This is a genomic window from Dyella acidisoli (genome assembly GCF_030160295.1).
GTDB classification, from domain to species: domain Bacteria; phylum Pseudomonadota; class Gammaproteobacteria; order Xanthomonadales; family Rhodanobacteraceae; genus Dyella_B; species Dyella_B acidisoli.
Genome location: NZ_BSOB01000003.1, coordinates 79,012 through 100,315, shown reverse-complemented (window position 1 = coordinate 100,315; position 21,304 = coordinate 79,012). Strand labels below are relative to the sequence as shown.

The following is a 21,304-nucleotide window of genomic DNA, read 5'->3' as shown; positions in this document are numbered from 1 at the left end:
AACAAGTATCTACAAAATTCGATCAACGATCTCCATTCCCCATGGCCGTCATTCCCGCGAAAGCGGGAATCCATTTTTCGCCTTTCCGCGCAAGAGCAAGATGGATTCCCGCTTTCGCGGGAATGACGACAAGGCGGAGTTAGGCTTCGCGTTCAACAAGGAACTTTACGCTTCATGCAAAACCGGCTCCTGAAACGTCTTACTTTTTCGCTATTCGTTGCACTTGGCATTTGTGGTGCGGCATACGCCATCACGCCCACACCAAGCAACACCGCCATCGACCAACAAGTCGACGCCATGCTCGCCAAGCTCACTTTGGAACAAAAAGTAGAGCTGCTCGGTGGCGTGGACAATTTCTCCGTTCACACCGAGCCACAGATTGGCCTGCCGGCGTTGATCATGTCCGATGGCCCGTATGGCGTACGCGCACCCGGACCTTCCACCGCATACATGGCCGGCATCGGACTCGCGGCATCATGGGACCCGGATCTGGCCAAGGATGTTGGTGCTGCAATGGGGCGCGATGCACGCGCGCGTGGCGTGCATTTTCTGCTCGGGCCGGGCGTGAACATGTATCGAGCGCCGCAGAACGGCCGCAATATGGAATACCTCGGTGAAGATCCGCTGCTGGCCGGCAGCATGGCGGTCGGGTTGATCGAAGGCGTGCAAAGTGAGGGAGTAGTGGCGACGGTGAAGCACTTCGCTGCCAACAATTCCGAATACGACCGTCGTCATCTCGATACGCATATCGATGAGCGCACGCTGCGCGAAATCTATCTGCCCGCGTTCGAAATGGCGGTGAAGCAGGGGCATGTCGGTGCGGTGATGAGCAGCTACAACCTCGTCAACGGCGATTATCTCGCGGAGAGTCGCGCGATCAGCTACGACATCCTCAAGAAGGAGTGGGGCTTCGACGGCATATTCATGTCGGACTGGGGCGCTACGCACGATGGCCTGAAAGCATTCAATGCCGGCCTTGATCTGGAGATGCCGGCGCCGGATGCGATGAAGCCGGACTTGATCCTGGCGAATCTGCGCAATGGCAAGCTGTCGCAGGCGATGCTCGACGACAAGGTTCGCCGCATTTTGCGCACGGCCGTGCGCTTCGGCTTCCTGGATCGCCCGCAGAAAGATCTGTCGCTGCCGCTGTACAGCGTGCAGAACGACCAAGTGGCGCTGAAGAACGCGCTTGAAGGCCTGGTGCTGCTAAAGAATGATCGCCACGTGCTGCCGTTCGACGCTTCGGTAAAAACGGTCGCCGTGATCGGTCCGAATGCCGATCCCGCTATCAGCAGCGCGGGTGGCAGTTCGCATATAGACGTGTTCCAGGCGCAAAGCGTGCTCACCGGCATCACGCATGTGGCGGGCGACAAGGTGCGCGTGCTGTACAGCCGCGGTTTGCCGTCTGCGATGGATGTGTTCAAAAAATCCACTTTCAGTACGTCAGATGGAAAATCGGGCCTGCTCAAGGAAACCTTTGTCAACGACGACTTCCAGGGCAAACCCGCAAGCAGCACAGTGGATGCGCAGGTCGATCTGTGGAAGCCGGAACTGTGGACCGAGCACGCCACGCAGCGGCAAAGCATTCGCTGGAGCGGACGCTTCATGCCCAAACATGACGGCAAATACCTGTTCCTTACCGCTGCAGCGAGCGAAGACACCTATACGCTCTACGTCGACGGCAAACCAGTGATCACCCAGCCGCATCGCGAAGGCCAGGCACCGTTGTATGCCACGCTGGCGTTGCATGCGAACCAGGCGGTGACGATTCGCCTCGATTACAAGCCCGACGTCGCTTACAGCCGCATGGGTTTCGGCGTCGTCGCGATCGACGATCTGATTTCGCAGGATGCAAAGAAGATGGCCGCCATGGCCGATGCGGCGGTCGTCGCGGTCGGTTTCGATCCCAGTTCCGAAAGCGAAGCCTACGACCGCACATTCCAGTTGCCGTGGGGGCAGGAGGCATTGATCGAAGCGATTGCCGCAGCCAATGCCAAGACGGTCGTGACGGTGACATCCGGCGGCGGCTATGCCACCGACGGCTGGCTCGACAAGGTGCCTGCGCTGCTGCAGAACTGGTATCCAGGGCAGGAGGGCGGTGCGGCCATCGCGCAGGTGTTGTTCGGCCAGCATTCGCCGGAAGGTAAATTGCCGATCAGCTTTGAACGGCAGTGGTCCGACAATCCCACCCACGACTGGTACGACGCGCCGTCGCACGCACCGGGCACGAATCCTTCCGTGACCTACGGCGAAGGCGTGTTCCTGGGCTATCGCTGGTACACCAGTCATCCTGACAAGGCGCAGCCGCTGTTTTCGTTCGGCTATGGTTTGTCGTACACGAACTTCCGTTTCGCGAATCTTGCGACGAAGACCGTGGCTCCGGATCACGTGGAGATTTCGTTCGACGTCACCAACATCGGCAAGCGCGAAGGCGCTGAAGTGGCGCAAGTGTATGTGGGTGATCCTTCCGCCAAGGTGGCGCGTCCAGCGCGTGAGCTGAAGGCATTCCGCAAGGTGCGCCTGAAGCCGGGGCAGACGCAACACGTGACTTTGCAGCTTGATCGCCGCGCGTTCGCTTATTACGACGTAAGCCGCCACGATTGGCAGGTCGATCCAGGTTTGTTCAAGGTGTATGTGGGTGATGCATCCAATAGCATATCGCTGGAGGCGGAGCTAACGTTGACACGCTAGCTAGCGACTGCTCCCTCTCCCCTTCGGGGAGAGGGTTGGGGTGAGGGGCAGCCTTGCCCAATCTTTGTTTGCGCGTAAAAAGCCTAAGCAAAATCAGCGCGCACCATTGTGTTTTCCTGCAAGCCGTGACCCCTCACCCTAACCCTCTCCCCGGAGGGGAGAGGGGATAAAGAGGCGTACTTGCCGCCTTGTGCTTCGCACGTTAGTGTCCTTGCACAGCCAATGACCTAAGCACATGAGCGACACGCCAACCATTCTCGTCGCCGACGATCACCCGATGTTCCGCTCGGCGATCGTGCACGCGCTCAATGCGGCGATTAGCGGATGCCGCGTGCTGGAAGTGTCCAGCCAGAGCACGCTCGAAGCCTGCCTCGCCACAGAGTCTGACATCGATCTGGTGCTGCTGGATCTGACCATGCCCGGCGCGATCGGCTTTTCCTCCTTGCTGTGGCTGCGCGCGGAGCGGTTGGATCTGCCGGTGCTGGTGATTTCTTCCGATGACCGCCCGCGCACTGTGCGCCGCGCACAACAGTTCGGTGCAGCCGGTTTTGTGCCGAAAGCAGCACCGGTCGAAGATTTGAACAAAGCCGTGCAGCGCGTACTGGACGGTGGAGTGTGGTTCGAATCTTCTCGAGCAGAACGCAGCGAGCAGGATGCGGCACTCGCTGCGCGCTTCGCGCAACTTACGCCGCAGCAGTTCCGGGTATTGATGCTGATGGCGGAAGGCCTGTTGAACAAGCAGATCGCCGATCGGCTCGGGTTGGCCGAGAACACGGTGAAGATTCACGTGACGGCGGTGTTGTCCAAGCTCGATTGCCGCTCCCGCACGCAGGCGGCGGTGCTGGTTAAATCGCTGGATCTGGAAGAAGGCGGCGACGCGCCGTGATGTGCACGTTTTAGGCTGATTTTCCCGAGTGAGTCCCTCTCCCCACGGGAGAGGAGCCTGCCCTTGACTCGATCGGGGGTGCCGAGAGGCGGGTGAGGGTTCGGGCGAAGCGTGATGCCAACCTCTTGCGCGAGTCGTCGCGATCGCGCGTTGATCGTACCCTCACCCCAACCCTTCTCCCGAAGGGAGAGGGGCTTGGTCTTGGGCAAGCAGCAATTGCGTCATCACTGCACGCAAGCGTGCAGCTGACAACGGCAGCGTGGTGGTATGCACACCAGCTTCGCGCAGCACGCTTTGCAAGCTGCTTTCCTCCTTGCCAAGGAAGGCGACCATGGGTGGTCTGCGCAGCCACACGTCGGTTTTGAGAAACGCGAGGATCGGCTCCCACTGACCATCCACCAAGATCAAGTCAGGTGCCGTCGACGCACCCGCATGTGTGAGCGCGTCATCAACCTTCGGCCATTCAGCCACCTTGCATCCCCAGCTTTGCAGCAGCGACACCGCCTTGTGCCGCAGATGTGCGTTTTCCTGGATCAGCCAAACATTACGATTTTTGAGCAACGAATCGCTGCTGCTATCATCGTTGTCTGCGTGCCCTGCGATGGCCGGTTTTGCGAGTTCGATCTCGATACCGAATACGCTGCCATGCCCCGGCCACGACCGCACATGCAGGGAGTGACCGAGCAGGTTTGCGATACGTTCGACGATGGACAGCCCCAGGCCCGCACTGCGTTCGTCCGCATCGACAGCGGTATCCAGGCGCCGGAACTCCTGAAAAATGACGTGTCGCCGGTCCTCCGGAATGCCAATGCCGGTATCCCACACCTCGATGCGCAATGCGTGTTTGGTGCGGCGGCAACCAAGCAGGATGCGTCCGTTGGGTGTGTAGTGCACCGCATTGGAAAGAAAATTCTGCACCGCGCGTTGCAGCAACGCAGGATTGCTGCGCACCCATGCCGAGGTGTTGACGAACGACAAGCGCAGGCCCTTGGCCTGCGCCATGATGCCAAACTGGCCAGCCAGTTCCTGCAACATGGGCGCCAAGGCAAATACATGCAGATCCGGCGAGATGGCTCCCGCATCCAAGCGCGCGAGATCGAGCATGCTGGTGAGCTGGCTGTCCAGGGCCTGCAGCGAACGTTCGATTCTTTCCAGCAAAGCTGGATCTGTTGCGGATGCGCTTGCGCTTTTCAGCGAACCGGCAAACAGGCGCGCGGCATTCAATGGTTGCAGCAGATCGTGTACCGCTGCGGCGACGTAGCGGGTTTTGTTGCGATTGGCCCGCTCGGCTTCCGTGGTGGCCGCGCGTAGATCCTGTGTGCTTTTTTCGATGCGGTGCTCGAGTGTGCTGGTCAACGTACGCAGCTCGCGCGCGGCTTCTTTGTATAAGGCGATATCCGCATAACTGGTAACGAAGCCGCCGCCGGGCAGCGGGCGTCCGCGAATTTCGAGCAGGCTGCCGTCGGGGCGCTCGCGTTCGACCATGTGCGGACTACCCCGGCGCAAATAGTTGAGACGGCGCTGGATGGCTTCGTCCATGTCGCCGGGGCCGAGCAGGCCGCGGCGGGCGTTGTAGCGGAACAATTCTTCTACCGGCTGCCTTGCCTTCAGCAACGTCTCCGGATAACCGAACAGCTCGGCATAGCGGGCATTCCAGGCCACCAGGCGTAGCTGCGCGTCGATCACGCTGACACCTTGCGGCAAGCGTTCGAGTACTTCCGGATGTCCTGCCATGGCCTGCAAGGCGGCGTGTACCAGGCTGTCCTCTTCGGAACGCAGCGCGCTGGCGTAATGCGAAATCAGCCGCTCCAGATCGCGACGACTGCGCGTGTGAAGTTGTGCGGCTCGCAGCCGCTGCTGCAGAAACAAGGCAAGCAAGATGACGGGCAACCAGATGCTCAGTGCGAGCACGGCGCTGCGATAAGCCGCGATGGTTGCCGGATGTGCATCGCGCAGCAGGTGCAGCGTCCATTGTTGCGCGGGCAACTGCATTGACTGCCACACGACGTCATGCGGCATGCCTGGACGGTCGACATGAACCAGTTGGCCACCCGAACCAAGCGACTGCACGTTACGGAACGCCGCCGACGGCAACAGGCTGTTGCCATATTGGCGAGTTCGCGCCAATGAGGATTCGATGTTCGGTCCGAGTGGTGTCAGCGGCCGATAGATCCACGCCCGTTGACTACTGAGAAAGACGACTTCGTTCGCATCGCTCAGTAACACGGTATCGCCGCTGTTCACCCATTCCTGCTCAAGCGTATCGAGCGGAATCTTGATCACGATTACGCCGATGCGCTGGCGTTGATCGTCATGCAGCGCTTCAGAGATGAAATAACCAGGAAGGTTGGTGGAAATGCCAATGCCGTAGAACGTGCCCTGATCATGCTGCATCGCCTGCTGGAAATAGGGGCGGAACGCATAATCGAGGCCCACATTGCTGGAAGGCTCATTCCAGTTGCTGGCTGCGATGGCCACGCCTTGGCGATTGATCAGGGTGAGCGTGGATACGTGCGTGGCGCCATTCGCCTGCGTCAGTTTGCGATCGAGTGCATCGACGTCGATGGCGGAGGCAGGGGATGACAAGGCGTGGCGCAATTCCGGGTCGAGCGCCAATACCGTTGGCAGGACGCGGTAGCGATCAATCAGACGCTGCAAGGCCAACGCACGCACCTGTAGTTGATTCAAGGCTTGGGCGGAAAGCTGTTCCAGAGCGCGTTGTCGCGCATACCAGGCGGCGGCCAAGGTGCTTCCCGCAATGGCTGCGATGAGGGCAAGCAGCAGGGCGATTTTCAGCGCTTTTTGTTGATGCCCTGGCATGAAGTCGTTGCCTACAGTGATGTGCTCCCTCTCCCCTTCGGGGAGAGGGCTGGGGTGAGGGGCTGCGCTTGCCATGATACCCATGGTGGATGCGGTGCGTTGTCCTTACTTCGGAAAGCGAACAGTCGACTATTCGGCAAGATTGCCCCCTCACCCTAGCCCTCTCCCCACAGGGGAGAGGGGCGATCATCGGCTAGTTGGAAACTAGCCGGAAAGTATTAGTCGAAACGTCCTAACCGCATGGTGTTATTCATCGCCGCACGAACACGCGGCATGCTGTTCCCCGGGGACAACCATACAGCCCGATGCTCATGGGGCATCGGCACGCGTTGCAGTGGGGAGAGAGCTTCATGCCAAAAACAAAATACAGCATCAGCGCGCTGGCGATGGCCTGCGCCTTGGCGTCTACGACATCATGGGCCGGTAATGAACCCGGCAACACCGATGGCCTCACCATGTACGGCATCACGCTGTACGGTACGGTCGACGTCGGCGTTTCCTACCAAAGCCATGGCAGCGCGTTCAGCGACGGGGCCGCCACTAACGTCAACAACTTCCTGATCAAGGCCAGCAACAAGTCGAATACCTCGCTGGCTTCCAATGGCATGAGCATCTCGACCATCGGCCTCAAGGGGCGCGAACCGCTGGGAGCGGGATGGTCGGGCGTGTTCCAGTTCGATACGGGTTTTCTGCCCGCGTCGATGACGCTGTTCGACGGTTTGCGTTCGATCGCCAGGAACAACGGTGTGCCGTTGGCGGAGCAGAAATCCTATGGTGATTCCACGCGCGCCGGCCAGGCGTTCAACGGCAAGGCTTTCATTGGCATCGAATCGCCGCATTACGGCACGCTTACTTTCGGTCGCCAGAGCACGCTGCTCAATGATGCGGTATGCAAATACGATCCGCTGAGCTGTTCGCTCGCGTTTTCGTACGTCGGTTTTTTCGGTGCCACCGCAGGTACGGGTGATACCGAAGACCGCTTGCTCGACGGTACGCTGAAATACACCTATGCCAACGGCATATTTCATGGTGGCGCGCTCTATCAGTTCGGCAATGCGCGGGAGCTGTCCAGCTCAAGGGGCACCGCGTACCAGGTGGATCTCGGCATCAAACAAGGTCCGTGGTCGTTCGATGGCGTGCTTGCGCACAAAAACGACGCCATCTCAGTGGGTGGTTCGTTGACCGCGGCGCAAGTGGCCGCTTTGACCAAGCCGGGTTCGTCCACGTATGGCTTGCCGGCCGACAAGACGCTACCGGGTACGGTGTCGGACAACACCTCCTACTCGTTCCTCGGCGAATACGATGCGGGCAGGGCGAAGTTCTTCGGCGCCTACGAACATATTCGTTACGTCAATCCATCCTCGCCGCTGCCCATCGGCAGTCAGACCATTGGCGGCTATTTCATCATTCCTAGCAACAGCGCCTTTCCGCGACCGAAGATCTTCGAAGTGGCTTGGGTCGGCATGCGTTATGCGGTGACACCGTCGCTCGATTTCTTCGGTGCTTACTACCGTGCGATGCAGAGCAGTTACGCGAAGGTGAGCTGTTCGGATGCCAGCTCACCGCAATGCAGCGGCCATTACGACGCGCTGTCGCTGGTGCTCGATCAGCGGTTTGGTCGGCACTTCGATGTGTATGGCGGTGTGCAGTGGTCGAAGGTTTACGACGGCATGGGTAGCGGTTATTTGCAGCGTGCTTCGTTTGATCCGACGGTGGGTGTGCGGTTTGCTTTCTAGCATTTCCTCGATGCCTCCCCTCTGCCGGCCGTCATTCCCGCGAAAGCGGGAATGACGGCCGGCAGAGGGGATGCATCGAAGTGATCATGGCTTGCAGCACTTCTGATTTGTAAACGGCAGGAACCTCTTATGACTTCCGCAGTAGACATCGCGCGAGCGCGCAACACCGTTCTCGCCGCGTTCCTGGGCTGGACGCTGGATGCGTTCGATTTCTTCATCCTGATCTTCACGTTCGACGAAGTCGCCAAGACCTTTGGTGTCAGCATTACCAGCATCACGCTGGCGATCACGCTGACGCTGGCTTCACGTGCGGTGGGTGCCTTCCTATTCGGCCGCATGGCGGATCGTTTCGGACGCAAGCCCACGCTGATGCTGGTGATCCTGCTTTACTCGCTGTTCGAGTTCGTCAGCGGCCTGGCGTGGTCATATGTATCGTTCCTTGTGATCCGCACTTTGTTCGGCATCGCCATGGGCGGCGAATGGGGCGTAGGCAGTTCGCTGGTGATGGAGACGATTCCGGCCCGCTGGCGCGGTTGGGTATCGGGTTTGCTACAGGCGGGTTATCCGACCGGTTATTTCCTTGCCACGTTGCTGTTCGGGCTTTGCTATGAAACGCTCGGCTGGCGAGGCATGTTTTTCGTGGGCGCCGCGCCAGCATTGTTGGTGATTTTCATCAACGCCAAGATCCACGAAAGCCCCGCGTTCGAGGTGATGCAACAGCGGCCGCGGAGTTCCTTGCTGCAGATCGTGAAGGCGAATGCGAAGCTGACTGTCTACGCGATTGCGATGATGACTGCTTTCAACTTCTTCTCGCATGGCACCCAAGACATTTATCCCAAGCTGTTCCTGGCCAAGCAGTTAGGGTTGCCGCATGCGACGCTGACCAACATCGTGCTGGTCTATAACGTGGCGGCCATCCTGGGTGGATTGTTTTTCGGGATGTTGAGCCAGAAGATCGGCCGGCGTCGCGCCATCATGCTGGCCTGTGCATTGGCTTTGCTGGCGGTATATCCATGGTCGCATAGCCGCGACGTGTACATGCTGTGCGCAGCCGCGTTCGTGATGCAGTTCGGCGTGCAGGGCGCTTGGGGCGTGGTGCCCGCGCATCTCAATGAGCTGTCGCCGGCGGAAATTCGAGGCACGTTCCCTGGCTTCGTCTATCAGCTCGGCAATTTCCTCGCGGCGATCAATCCGGTGCTGCAAGCGGAAATCGCACAGCGGCATGGGCAGGATTATGGTTATGCGCTGCTGTTGGTGGCGAGCACTGTTGCCGTGGCGCTGATGTTGCTAATGATGTTCGGGCCGGAGGCGCGTGGTGTAGCGATGGCGGAAGCGCGTGCCGTAGAAACTGCCCCTGCTACATGATCTAGTGTAGGTTGGGTTGCCCCGGACTTGATCCGGGGGTAACCCAACCTACGGGCTCACTAAGGAAGAAGAGAGAGCGTGCGTTTAGTGACGCACGCTCTCTCTTGCATTCTCCATGTACTGCCGCGGCGTGCAATTGAACTCGCGACGGAACACCGCGTACATGTATTGCAGCGACGTGAAGCCGCTGCGCACCGCTACATCGGTAAGCGGAATGGATGGATCGGCCAACATGCTGCGTGCCATCTCCAGCTTGTGCTCGAGAATGGTCTGATGCACTGATTGCTTCAGTTCGCGCTTGAAGTGTTCTTCCAGCAGCGTGCGCGAGATGCCCACATAGTCGGCCACCTGTTCGGTCTTGATGCCCAAGCACGCGTACTGGCGAATGTAGTGCTTGGCGCGCATGACATAGGCGCTCTTCAGCGGCTGGTGCAAGCTGGTGGCCTGCACATTGATGCCAACCGGTGGCACCAGTACGCGAGTGGTTGAACAGTCACCGCCGTGCAGCATCTGATGCAACACTTGCGCAGCCATGCGGCCCATTTCTTCCGCACCTTGGATCACCGAAGTGAGCGGGATGCGGCATAGCAATTGCGCGATGGGATCGTTGTCGATGCCGACAATGGCGATTTGTTCGGGAATCGGTACGTCCGCCACGATGCACGCCTGCAACAAATGCCGTGCGCGTGCGTCGGTCGTGGCGACGATGCCGATCGGCCTTGGCAGCGAGCGCACCCATTCCACCAGGTCTTCCTGCGCGCGGCCCCAGCCGCCGGCGCTGGTGGAGGAACCGCGATAGACGATGCCTTCCATCCCATCCGCGCGCACCATTTGCAGGAACGCCATTTCACGTTCGTGCGCCCAGCGGTTGCCAGGGCTGGGTGGCAGGCCGTAGAAGGCAAAGCGCTGCAGACCCTGTTCGATCAAGTGGTCATAGGCCAGCCGCACCAGCTTGTGGTTGTCGGTGGCTACGTAGGGAATGTTTTGCGGGTACTGCGCTTCGTCCGCGTAGGAGCCGCCCACGGCGACCACTGGAATAGGCATGGAGGCTAGCGACTCGCATACCACCGGATCGTCGAAGTCGGCAATGATGCCGTCACCGCGCCACTGATGGATGCCCACCGTGCGGCTGCGGAAATCCTCTTCCATGAATAAATCCCACTTTACGCGGGTGGAAGTGAGATATTGGCCGATGCCGGCGATCACCTGCCGGTCGTACACCTTGTTGGCATTGAAGAGCAGCGCGATGCGGTGTGGCTTTGTCATAAGCGGACAGCAGACCAGATACAACGGCGTGTGCCGTAAACGCGACGCTAACAGTTCGCAGGATCAGGCACATGACGCAACGCGACAAAGAAAAATCTAGCGCTGCTGGTGGATTTCGCAATTGCCACCCTGGGATGCCAACTGCAGCATCCAGGGTCTGGTTCAGGAGCTTCCCATGAGTTATTTCGAGCGTATTCCCCCCATCAGCCAGGCCGGCGCGAACCCCAGCGCCCTGGTGTTTCGCCACTATGATCCGGCCCGCCTGGTGCTGGGCAAACGCATGGACGAGCATCTGCGGCTGGCCGTGTGCTACTGGCACAACTTCGTGTGGCCGGGTACTGACATGTTCGGCAACGGCACCTTCGGCCGCCCATGGCATGCAAGCGGCGACGCGATGCAGCGCGCGAAAGAGAAGGCCGATGCCGCGTTCGATTTCTTCCATCGCCTGGGCACGCCGTTCTATACCTTCCACGACACCGACGTGGCACCGGAAGGCGACAGCCTCGTCCAGTACGTGAGCAATTTTTCCGCCATGGTCGACGTGCTGGAAGCCAAGCAGGCCGAAACCGGCGTGAAGCTGCTGTGGGGCACGGCCAACCTGTTCAGCCATCCGCGTTATGCCGCGGGTGCGGCCAGCAACCCGCAGCCAGAAGTGTTTGCCTGCGCGGCTACGCAGGTGTTCCATGCCATGGCCGCCACCCATCGCCTGGGCGGCGCCAATTACGTGCTTTGGGGTGGTCGCGAAGGCTACGACACGTTGCTCAACACCGACCTGCGTCGCGAACGAGCACAGCTCGGCCGCTTCTTCCAGATGGTGGTGGAGCACAAGCACAAGATTGGCTTCAAGGGCACGATCCTGATCGAACCCAAGCCGCAAGAACCCACCAAGCATCAATACGACTACGACACCGCCACGGTCTTCGGTTTCCTGAAAGAGTTCGGCCTGGAAAAGGAAATCAAGGTGAACCTGGAGGCCAATCACGCCACGCTCGCCGGTCATTCCTTCCATCACGAAGTAGCCACGTCGATTTCCTTGGGCGTGTTCGGCAGCATCGACGCCAATCGCGGCGATCCGCAGAACGGCTGGGATACCGACCAGTTCCCCAACAGCGTGGAAGAAATGACGCTGGTGATGTACGAAATCCTGCGCAATGGTGGCTTTACCACCGGCGGCTTCAACTTCGATACCAAGGTGCGCCGTCAGAGCAGTGATCCAGCCGATTTGTTCCATGGCCATATCGGCGCCATCGACACGTTAGCGTTGGCGCTGGAGCGTGCAGCGAAAATGATCGAGCGCGACGCACTGGCCGAATTCAAAGCCCAGCGTTATGCGGGTTGGGACGCACCGTTCGGCAAGCAGATTCTGGAAGGCGGCTACACGCTTGAATCCCTGGCGCAGGAAGCCACCAAGCGCGATCTGCACCCGTCGCATGTTTCCGGGCAACAGGAATATCTGGAAAACCTGGTCAACGCGTACATCTACAGCTGAGCGGCTGCATGTTCCTAGGGATAGATCTGGGTACCTCGGCCATCAAGGCCGTCTTGATCGACGCTGCCGGCAAGGTGCGCGCTACCGCGTCGCAGGCGCTGACCGTGTCCAATCCGCAGCCGCGCTGGTCCGAGCAGGATCCACACGCATGGTGGCACGCTGCGCAATCGGCGATCGAACACGTGCTGGCCGAGGCGAGCAGGGCAGGTATCACGCCTCGCCAGGTCGCCGGTATTGGCCTGAGTGGACAAATGCACGGCGCCACGGTGCTGGACAAGGCCGATCGCGTGCTGCGGCCGGCCATTCTTTGGAACGATGGCCGCTGCGACGAACAATGTCGTGAAATGGAAAGCTGGCCGGCGTTTCGTGAGATCACCGGCAACCTCGCCATGCCCGGCTTCACCGCACCTAAATTGCTGTGGCTGCGTGAGCACGAACCTGCTGTATTTGAACGCATCGCCAAAGTGCTTTTGCCCAAGGACTATTTGCGGCTGTGCCTTACCGGCGAATACGCCACGGATGCCTCCGATGCTGCCGGCACGCTGTGGTTGAACGTGGCCGAACGCGGCTGGAGCACGCCCATGCTTGAGGCCACCGGCTTATCGCCGGATGCGATGCCTGCGGTGTACGAAGGCAACGCAGTTACCGGCTATCTCAGCCAAGCGCTGGCCGATCGCTGGGGCATGCAGCGTGTGCCTGTCGCTGCAGGTGGCGGTGACAACGCTGCGGGTGCAGTGGGCGTGGGCATCGTGCGACACAAACAGGCGATGTTGTCGCTGGGTACCTCGGGCGTGTATTTCGCGGTATCAGACGGCTATCTCGCGCGCCCCGAACAGGCGGTGCACAGTTTCTGCCATGCGTTGCCGGGCACCTGGCATCTGATGTCGGTGATGCTCAGTGCCGCAAGCTGTCTGGATTTCACCGCGAACTTAGGTGGTTATACCGACGTGCCCGCGATGCTTGCCGATGCTGAGCGCGCCGGCATGCGCAACGATGGACCGGTATTCCTGCCTTATCTCAGCGGCGAACGCACGCCACACAATGACGTGCATGCCTGCGGGGCTTTCACCGGTTTGCGTGCGGACACCCTGCGCGCGGATCTGGCTAACGCCACGCTGGAAGGCGTTGGCCTCGGTTTGCTGGACGGTATCGAAGCGGTAGATGCGGCGGGTTTGCATGCCGACGACATCACCGTCATCGGTGGCGGTTCGCGCAGCGCGTATTGGACGCAGATGTTGGCGGACATCATTGGCAGGCCGTTGACCTTGCGTGCAGGTGGTGAAGTGGGCGCTGCGCTTGGCGCTGCGCGATTGGCGCATCTTGCAGCGGAGCCGGGTGCTACGTTGGCTGACGTGTGTGGTATGCCGGAAGTGACGGCGGTGCGTGAGCCGAATCCGTCACGGCATATGTATTACCGCGAGCGGCGCCAGCCCAAGTTTCGCGCGTTGTATCGTCAGCTTGCTGGCGTTTATCGCGCAGAGGGGGCGGTATGACGAGGCGTGCTTTCCAACTCCCTCTCCCCCTCGGGGAGAGGGTTGGGGTGAGGGGTTGGTCGAAGCGTAATTTAAATTTCTTGCTCAAAGCTTATTTGCCGTCATTCCCGCGAAAGCGGGAATCCATCTTCGCCTTTCATCCAAGAGCAAAATGGATTCCCGCTTTCGCGGGAATGACGGCCATGAGAGTGCTCGGTATAAGTCTAGCTTTGACCATATCGACGTTCTGCACGGCTCCCGCCCACGCCAGCAAAGACCACCCCGTCATCGGCTTCTCCATCGACGATCTCCGCCTTGAACGCTGGGCGCACGATCGCGACTACTTTGTAGCTGCAGCAAACAAACTCGGCGCCAAGGTCTACGTGCAATCCGCCGACGCCAGTGAAGCGCGTCAGGTGGCCCAACTGGAAAACCTGATTGCACGCGAAGTCGACGTGCTGGTGATCGTGCCGTTCAACTCCAAGGTGCTCAGCAACGTCGTGGCCGAAGCGCGGCGCAACGGCATCAAGGTGGTTTCCTATGACCGCCTGATTCTCAACGCGGACGTCGATGCCTACATCACCTTCGACAACGAGCGCGTAGGGGAATTGCAGGCGCAAGGTGTGTTGAACAAAGCACCCAACGGCAACTACTTCATGCTCGGTGGTTCGCCGACCGACAACAACGCCAAGATCATTCGCCAAGGCCAGATGAAAGTGCTGCAACCGGCGATCGACCGTGGCGCTATCAAGATCGTGGGGCAGCAATGGACACCGGACTGGGATGCGTCCAAGGCTTTGCGCATCGTCGAAGATGCGTTGACTGCAAATGCCAACAACATCCAGGGTGTGGTGGCGTCCAATGACGGTACGGCCGGCGGCGCGGTGCAGGCGCTGGCTGCGCAAGGTTTGGCCGGTAAGGTGCCGGTCTCCGGGCAGGATGCGGATCTGGCCGCAGTCAAGCGCGTGATCGACGGCACGCAGGCCATGACGGTGTACAAGCCCATCAAACAGATCGCCACGCAAGCCGCGCAACTCTCGGTGGAACTGGTGCGTGACGAAAAGCCGACATACACCACCAGGTTGAACAACGGCACCAAGGACGTCGACACGGTTCTGCTCGATCCCATTCTGCTTACAAAGCAAAACGTGGATGTCGTGATTCGCGACGGCTTCTACACCCACGCCCAAATCTACGGCAACTGAGCGACCGGCCATGAGCGATTACCTGTTCGACATGCGGGGCATCCGTAAATCGTTCGGCGGCGTGCGTGCGTTGGACGGTATCGATCTGCAGGTGCGTCCGGGCGAATGCCTGGGGCTGTGCGGCGAAAACGGCGCCGGCAAATCCACCTTGATGAAAGTGCTGTCGGGCGTTTACCCCTATGGCACGTGGGAAGGCGAGATCCATTGGCAGGGCAAGCCGTTGCATGCACGTTCGGTGCGCGACAGCGAGCAGGCCGGCATCGTCATCATCCATCAGGAGCTGATGCTGGTGCCTGAGCTTTCCGTAGTCGAGAACCTGTTTCTCGGCAACGAGCTGACCTTGCCGGGCAGGCGCATGGATTACGAAGCGATGTACGCGCGTGCCCATGCCTTGCTCAAGGAACTGCAGCTGGACGATGTGAATCTGTCGCTGCCCGTGAAGGCATTCGGCGGCGGCCATCAGCAATTGTTCGAAATCGCCAAGGCGCTGGCGAAGGATGCACGTTTGCTGATCTTCGATGAGCCGACTTCGTCGCTGTCCTCGAAGGAAATCGAGGTGCTGCTAGGCATCATCGAGCGGCTCAAGCAGCGCGGCATCGCGTGCATCTACATCTCGCACAAGCTGGATGAAGTCGCGCGCATCTGCGACACGGTCAGCGTGATCCGCGACGGTAAGCACGTTGCCACCAAGCCGATGAGCGAGCTGGATGAGGACAGCATCATCGCGATGATGGTGGGGCGCAGGCTGGAAACGCTCTATCCCAGGGTCGAGCACGAGATCGGCGAGGTGGTGTTCGAAGCCAGGCACGTCACCTGCTACGACGTTTCCGATCCATCGCGCCAGCGCGTGAAGGATGTTTCGTTCTCCCTGCGGCGCGGCGAGATCTTAGGGATTGCCGGCCTGGTTGGTGCTGGTCGTACCGAGTTGGTGAGCGCCATCTTCGGTGCCTATCCGGGGCGCAGCCAGGTCGAGCTGTATATGGACGGCAAACCGTTGCGTATCCGTTCGCCGCGTGACGCGATTCGTGTCGGCATGGGTCTCGTATCGGAAGATCGCAAGCGCTACGGCATCGTGCCGATGCTGGGTGTAGACCAGAACATCACCCTGGCGACCTTGCAACACTACGCAAGCGCGGGTCACGTGGACAGCGGGCGCGAATGGAGCGTGGCCGAGGCGCAGATCGCCAGCATGCATATCAAGGCATCGAGCGCGTCGTTGCCCATTGCCAACTTGTCCGGTGGCAACCAGCAGAAGGCGCTGTTCTCACGCATGTTGCTGACGCGGCCGCGCATTCTGATTCTCGACGAACCCACTCGCGGCGTGGATGTTGGCGCCAAGGTGGATATCTATCGCCTGATCTTTGAGCTGGCGAAAGAGGGCATTTCAATCATCCTGGTGTCGTCCGAATTGCCGGAGATTCTGGGGACGAGCGACCGCGTGCTGGTGATGGGCGAGGGGCGTTTGTGCGCGGATCTGCCGAACGACGGGCTTACGCAGGAACAGGTGCTGGCGGCGGCGATTCCGCAGGCGAAGAGGGCGTAGGTATTTATGGTTAGGGAATGCGCAATCTTGCCTCGTCGTCATTCCCGCGAAAGCGGGAATCCATTGTTGCCCTTCCTATGAGAGCAACATGGATTCCCGCTTTCGCGGGAATGACGTCCAGGTGAAACCAAGCATTTTCGTGATCCCAGGCTGTACAACGGAACAAACTTCCACATGCGTGCACAAGAATTCCGAGCACTATTCGTCCGCTACAAGATCCTTGCGCTGCTGCTGGCCTTGGCAGTCATCTGGATCTTCTTCCACATCGCCACCGACGGCGCTTTCATAAGCTCACGCAATCTTTCCAATCTGCTGCGCCAGACGTCGATCACCGGCATGCTCGCTTGCGGCATGGTGTTCGTGATCATCGCTGGCGAGATTGATCTGTCCGTAGGTTCGTTGCTTGGCCTGCTTGGCGGTATCGCGGCGGTCATGACAGTGAATCTGCAATGGGGATCGTGGCCCACGGTGGTGGCCGTGCTGCTGCTTGGTCTTGTTGCGGGCCTGCTCAACGGTTTCATCGTCACGCGGTTGCGCGTGCCGTCGTTCATCGTTGGCTTGGGCGGCATGCTGGCCTTTCGCGGTGTGCTGCAGGGCATTACGCATGGCGCCACCATTGCGCCGGTGCCAGCGGACATGGTGTATCTCGCACAAGGCTATGTGAACCAGACGCTATCGAGCTGGCTGGCAGCGATCATCTTCTTCGCACTGGTCGTCATGACGGTGGCGCGGCGCAGGCGTCGTGCAGCGCTGTCGATTCCGCAGTCGGCAGCTTGGCGTGATGCGCTCAAGCTAGTTGCCATCGGTGCAGTAATGGCTGGTTTTCTGGTGATGCTCAATCGTTACAACGGCGTACCGCTGCCGGTGATGATCCTGCTCGCGCTGCTGGCGATCTTCACCTATGTCGGCACGCAGACGGTATTCGGCCGGCATATCTATGCGGTGGGCGGCAATATGGAAGCGAGCCGCCTTTCCGGTATCGATGTCGCCGGTGTGAAGATGGTGGTGTTCGCACTGATGGGCCTGATGTGTGCGTTCGCGGGCATCATCAACACCGCTCGCCTGGCCGCCGGTTCGCCTTCTGCGGGCACCAATGGTGAGCTTGATGCGATCGCAGCGTGCTTTATCGGCGGTGCTTCCATGCGCGGCGGCGCCGGTACGGTGCATGGCGCGCTGATCGGTGCACTCGTGATGGCAAGCCTCGATAACGGCATGTCGATGATGGATGTCGACAACTACTGGCAGTTGATCGTGAAGGGTTCGATCCTGGTGATTGCCGTGTGGGTGGATGTGTTGTCGGGAACGAAGCGCGACTAGCGCTTGGTTACAGTCACACACATTTTCGAGAGCGTTATTTTTGCCGAGCGTCATTCTCGCGAAAGCGGGAATCCACTCTGCTTTGATGCAAAAGGCGAAGATGGATTCCCGCTTTCGCGGGAATGACGTCCGGCGAGGAATGGGGAGCGTCGCAAACATGGTGGATACATCCCGCCGCAATACCTTCAAAATGCTGGTAACTGGCGCCGTTGCAGCGCCTTTTGTCGCGAAATCGAGCACCTCTGCTTCGTGTTCGGTAGAAACAAGGCAGCTTACGTGGGCACATGGCGTGGAAGGCCAACGCAAAGCCGACCTCGGCAACGGCACCTACCTCAACCCCATCGTCGCAGGCGATCACCCCGATCCCACCATCCTCAAAGATGGCAGCGATTACTACATGACGTTCACGCCCTTCGATGCCTCTCCAGGCATCGTGATCTGGCATTCGACGGATCTGGTGAACTGGTCACCCGTGACGGCAGCGCTGACCAAACCTATTGGCACTGTCTTCGCCGTCGATCTGTGCAAACACAACGACCGCTACTTCATTTACATTCCCGCGGCCGCGCAGGGGAAGGGTTGGTCCATCTATGTGATCTGGGCGGACCACATCAAAGGGCCGTGGAGCGATCCTATTGATTTGAAGGTCACCGGTTGCATCGACCCTGGCCACATCGTGGGCGAGGACGGCAAGCGCTATTTGTTCGTCAACGGCATTCGCAAGTTTCGTCTTACCGATGACGGCCTCGCTGCCGACGGTCCGCTGGAGCCGGCATACAGTCCATGGCGTTATCCGGACGATTGGGTCGTGGAAGATTTCGCCCCCGAAGGCCCGAAGCTTCTGCGTCACGGCGAATGGTTTTACTTGATTACCGCCGTAGGCGGCACGGCCGGACCGCCGACCAGCCACATGGTGATTGCAGCGCGTTCCAAATCCATCCATGGTCCATGGGAACACTGTCCGCACAATCCGCTGGTGCGCACTACCAGCGCGGCAGAACCGTGGTGGTCGCGCGGGCACGCTTCGCTGGTGGAAGGCCCAGCTGGTGATTGGTGGATGGTGTATCACGGCTATGAGAACGGGTTCCGCACGCTGGGACGCCAGACGCTGCTGGAACCGATGGAATGGACCAGCGATGGCTGGTTCCGCGCCAAGGGTGGCGATCTTTCCAAGCCCTTGCCGAAGCCCAAAGGCGGCAAGAGCAGTACATCTGGCTTTGCATTATCGGATGACTTCACCCGCAACAAGTTCGGTGTGCAATGGAGCCTGCATCAGCCTGCGGCCGAAGACATGCAGCGGGTGCGTCACGAAAAAGGTGCGTTGTATTTGGCCGCCAAAGGCCAATCGCCTGCGGACAGCTCACCACTGACGTGCCTGGCAGGCGATCGCGCTTATGTCGCGGAAGTTACCCTCGATTTGCTCGATGGCGCCGAAGGCGGCGTGCTGCTGTTCTATAACCATAAGGCTTTCGTGGGCGTGGGCTTCACGCCGGAGCACATGAAAACCTTTGAATACGCCGACGAGCTGGCCTGGATGCAGCAGCCGATGGTCACTTCCAGCGTGCGCATCCGGCTGACGAACGACAACAACGTCGTGACTTATCACTACTCGCACGACGGTGGAAAAACCTGGGTGCTGCATGGCCTGCGCATGGAAGTATCGGGCATGCACCACAATGTGTTTGGCGGTTTTCTGAGTTTGAAGTTTGGCATTTACAGCGCAAAGAAGGGTGGCATTCGCATTAGAGATTTCACTTATCACGCCATCGGCTGAAGTGCGATTCGCTCAATCTTACTGATTCGTCGTCCCGGCGAAGGCCGGGACCCAGCGACTTGTCAACCATCAAAGTCACTAGGCCCCGGCCTTCGCCGGGGCGACGAGAAAGAACCTTATCTCCATGCATATGCATTTGGCCCATTCGTACAGTTTGTTGGGCCACTCTGGCTCTCCAAAGCGGGCGCTTCAAGCTTTAATCTTTTCAACGCGTCATCCACCCCAGAACAAAAGTGGATCGATGAGTACAAGTAAGCGCATACCAACCCCTGGTGCCTTGCTTGAACGGCGCCGGCGAAACGGGATCGTTTCGCCGGCGTTTTTTTTATGCCTGTCGATAGGTGTGGCTGCGTTTCACCTTGCCTCATGGCCGTCATTCCCGCGAAAGCGGGAATCCATTTTCAAGGATGTATCAGGGCAAGATGGATTGACCAGCTTCGCTGTTGAAAAGCGCCTCCGCTTTCGCGGGAATGACGGCTGTGAGGGAATGCATATTTTCATGGTGACCTACGTAACCGGCATGTCATGAAGTGCAATGTAGTGAATGTGATGACAGTCATCGTGGATATGCAGTGAAGAGTAGCTTGTCGATGCACGTGGATATTTTGTGATGATGCCCGGTCGATTTTTGCTAAAACAAAAACGGCTTCTTATGAAATTGAATGTTCAAACGCATATCTGCGATTTTCAATTTGACGTAGTAAACGCGCGCCATTATCGATAGCAATGCTCCACGCGCATGTTGCTGCGTGGAGGGAAGGGGAGTTGTCAATCCAGAAATTCGTCAGGGGATAACGCCTCCCCAGGGGTACGGCTGCGCCTTGCAGGCCGTTCTTTTATCGCATCGGGAGAATAAACATGAAGAAGACGCTTGCTTCGCTGGTTACCGGTGTACTGCTTTTCGTAGGGATTAACAGCGCCGCTCAGGCGGGGTCTTATAACCTTTATTCGCCGTATTTCGCGTGGGACAACAATTTCAACGACAGCAACATTTCCTGGAGCCCTTCCTCCGGCCAATATCCGCAATGGACGGCCTCATTCAATTTCTCCAGCAACAGCCTTTACGGGTATCCGGCGAGTATCCGCGGTTGGCACTACGGCTGGAATCCCACCGGCGATACGTTGTTCCCCAAACAAATATCGTCAGCCAGCACCATTCCGGCGGCGTTCTCGTATGCATCTGGCGGCAGCAACATGGCTGGGGATTTCGCCTATGACATGTTCCTGCGCAACGACAACCAGAAGTCCACGCCGCAATTGGAAGTGATGATCTGGGCGGGTAACAACTCCTACCCGATCGGCCAGCCCATCGCCACCGGCGTGATCACCGAAAACGGCGTCACCTACGACTTGTGGTACGGCGACAACTCCGCAGCGGGCTACTACGTCTACACCTTCTTGCCCCAGCGCAGCAGCGTGCCCGCTAGCTTGCCGACCAGCGGCAGCGCCAACATCGACATCATGCACTTCTTCAACAAGCTGGTAGGCCGCGCCAGCTTCAGCAAGTCGATGTACCTGGACGTAGTGGAAGCCGGCTGCGAGATCGTGCGCGGTAACGGTTGGGTGTCGACCACGTGGTTCCAGGTCAACGCGCAGTAATCCGCTGAGCAGTTCCCTCTCCCCATCCTTGATCACAGGTTGGCGGAGGGGGAGCGATCATCACGCAAAAAAAACGGCGTCGGAGATGTGGGCGGATACATCTCCGACGCCGCGAGTTGGACAACGGTCACAAAGGGAGGA

13 protein-coding genes are annotated in these 21,304 nt (G+C 59.3%); 11 read left to right on the top strand and 2 right to left on the bottom strand.

All coding sequences use genetic code 11. The annotated features are described in order from the left end of the window. The first annotated feature begins 174 nt into the window (after nt 1–174). Together QQJ86_RS00975 and QQJ86_RS00970 are read left to right on the top strand one after the other, a co-directional pair. Nucleotides 175–2,691, top strand: coding sequence for a beta-glucosidase (locus QQJ86_RS00975; RefSeq protein ID WP_284319023.1), 2,517 nt, complete (start codon nt 175–177; stop codon nt 2,689–2,691). 235 nt (nt 2,692–2,926) lie between these two features. Next, nucleotides 2,927–3,577 (top strand): response regulator, encoded by a 651-nt coding sequence (locus tag QQJ86_RS00970; protein WP_284319022.1) that lies wholly within the window; start codon nt 2,927–2,929, stop codon nt 3,575–3,577. Nucleotides 3,578–3,739: 162 nt separating this feature from the next. Here the strand turns inward: QQJ86_RS00970 and QQJ86_RS00965 are convergent, their stop codons facing one another. Beyond that, nucleotides 3,740–6,397: a PAS-domain containing protein gene (locus QQJ86_RS00965; RefSeq protein WP_284319021.1), complete on the bottom strand. Its 2,658-nt coding sequence runs from the start codon at nt 6,395–6,397 to the stop codon at nt 3,740–3,742. Between the two features lie 350 nt (nt 6,398–6,747). Here QQJ86_RS00965 and QQJ86_RS00960 point away from each other — a divergent pair, with 350 nt between their 5' ends. Both QQJ86_RS00960 and QQJ86_RS00955 read left to right on the top strand, forming a co-directional pair. Beyond that, the gene (locus tag QQJ86_RS00960; protein WP_284319020.1) at nt 6,748–8,133 is read left to right on the top strand and encodes a porin; all 1,386 of its coding nucleotides are present in this window, start codon (nt 6,748–6,750) and stop codon (nt 8,131–8,133) included. Between the two features lie 129 nt (nt 8,134–8,262). Next, entirely contained in the window at nt 8,263–9,498 is a 1,236-nt protein-coding gene (locus QQJ86_RS00955) for an MFS transporter (protein WP_284319019.1), read from the top strand. An 84-nt stretch (nt 9,499–9,582) separates the two neighbouring features. Here QQJ86_RS00955 and QQJ86_RS00950 read toward each other — a convergent pair whose 3' ends face one another. Beyond that, the gene (locus tag QQJ86_RS00950; RefSeq protein WP_284319018.1) at nt 9,583–10,764 is read right to left on the bottom strand and encodes a XylR family transcriptional regulator; all 1,182 of its coding nucleotides are present in this window, start codon (nt 10,762–10,764) and stop codon (nt 9,583–9,585) included. A 175-nt stretch (nt 10,765–10,939) separates the two neighbouring features. Here QQJ86_RS00950 and xylA point away from each other — a divergent pair, with 175 nt between their 5' ends. The 7 genes from xylA to QQJ86_RS00915 all read left to right on the top strand — a co-directional run bounded on the left by xylA (nt 10,940) and on the right by QQJ86_RS00915 (nt 21,163). Beyond that, nucleotides 10,940–12,253 (top strand): xylose isomerase, encoded by a 1,314-nt coding sequence (xylA, locus tag QQJ86_RS00945; protein ID WP_284319017.1) that lies wholly within the window; start codon nt 10,940–10,942, stop codon nt 12,251–12,253. An 8-nt stretch (nt 12,254–12,261) separates the two neighbouring features. After that, complete coding sequence (xylB, locus tag QQJ86_RS00940) at nt 12,262–13,746, top strand: xylulokinase (protein ID WP_284319016.1); 1,485 nt, start codon at nt 12,262–12,264, stop codon at nt 13,744–13,746. Nucleotides 13,747–13,928: 182 nt separating this feature from the next. Beyond that, on the top strand, nt 13,929–14,930 hold the full coding sequence (xylF, locus tag QQJ86_RS00935; RefSeq protein ID WP_284319015.1) for a D-xylose ABC transporter substrate-binding protein: 1,002 nt from the start codon (nt 13,929–13,931) through the stop codon (nt 14,928–14,930). 10 nt (nt 14,931–14,940) lie between these two features. After that, nucleotides 14,941–16,473 (top strand): xylose ABC transporter ATP-binding protein, encoded by a 1,533-nt coding sequence (locus QQJ86_RS00930; RefSeq protein ID WP_284319014.1) that lies wholly within the window; start codon nt 14,941–14,943, stop codon nt 16,471–16,473. Nucleotides 16,474–16,647: 174 nt separating this feature from the next. Next, nucleotides 16,648–17,790 carry a sugar ABC transporter permease gene (locus tag QQJ86_RS00925; protein ID WP_284319013.1) on the top strand — a complete coding sequence of 381 codons (1,143 nt, stop codon included), beginning with the start codon at nt 16,648–16,650 and terminating at the stop codon, nt 17,788–17,790. Between the two features lie 157 nt (nt 17,791–17,947). Further along, nucleotides 17,948–19,564 (top strand): family 43 glycosylhydrolase, encoded by a 1,617-nt coding sequence (locus QQJ86_RS00920; protein ID WP_284319012.1) that lies wholly within the window; start codon nt 17,948–17,950, stop codon nt 19,562–19,564. Nucleotides 19,565–20,422: 858 nt separating this feature from the next. Next, a complete protein-coding gene (locus QQJ86_RS00915; protein ID WP_284319011.1) occupies nt 20,423–21,163 on the top strand; it encodes a GH12 family glycosyl hydrolase domain-containing protein in 741 nt (246 codons plus the stop codon). Nucleotides 21,164–21,304: the final 141 nt, after the last annotated feature.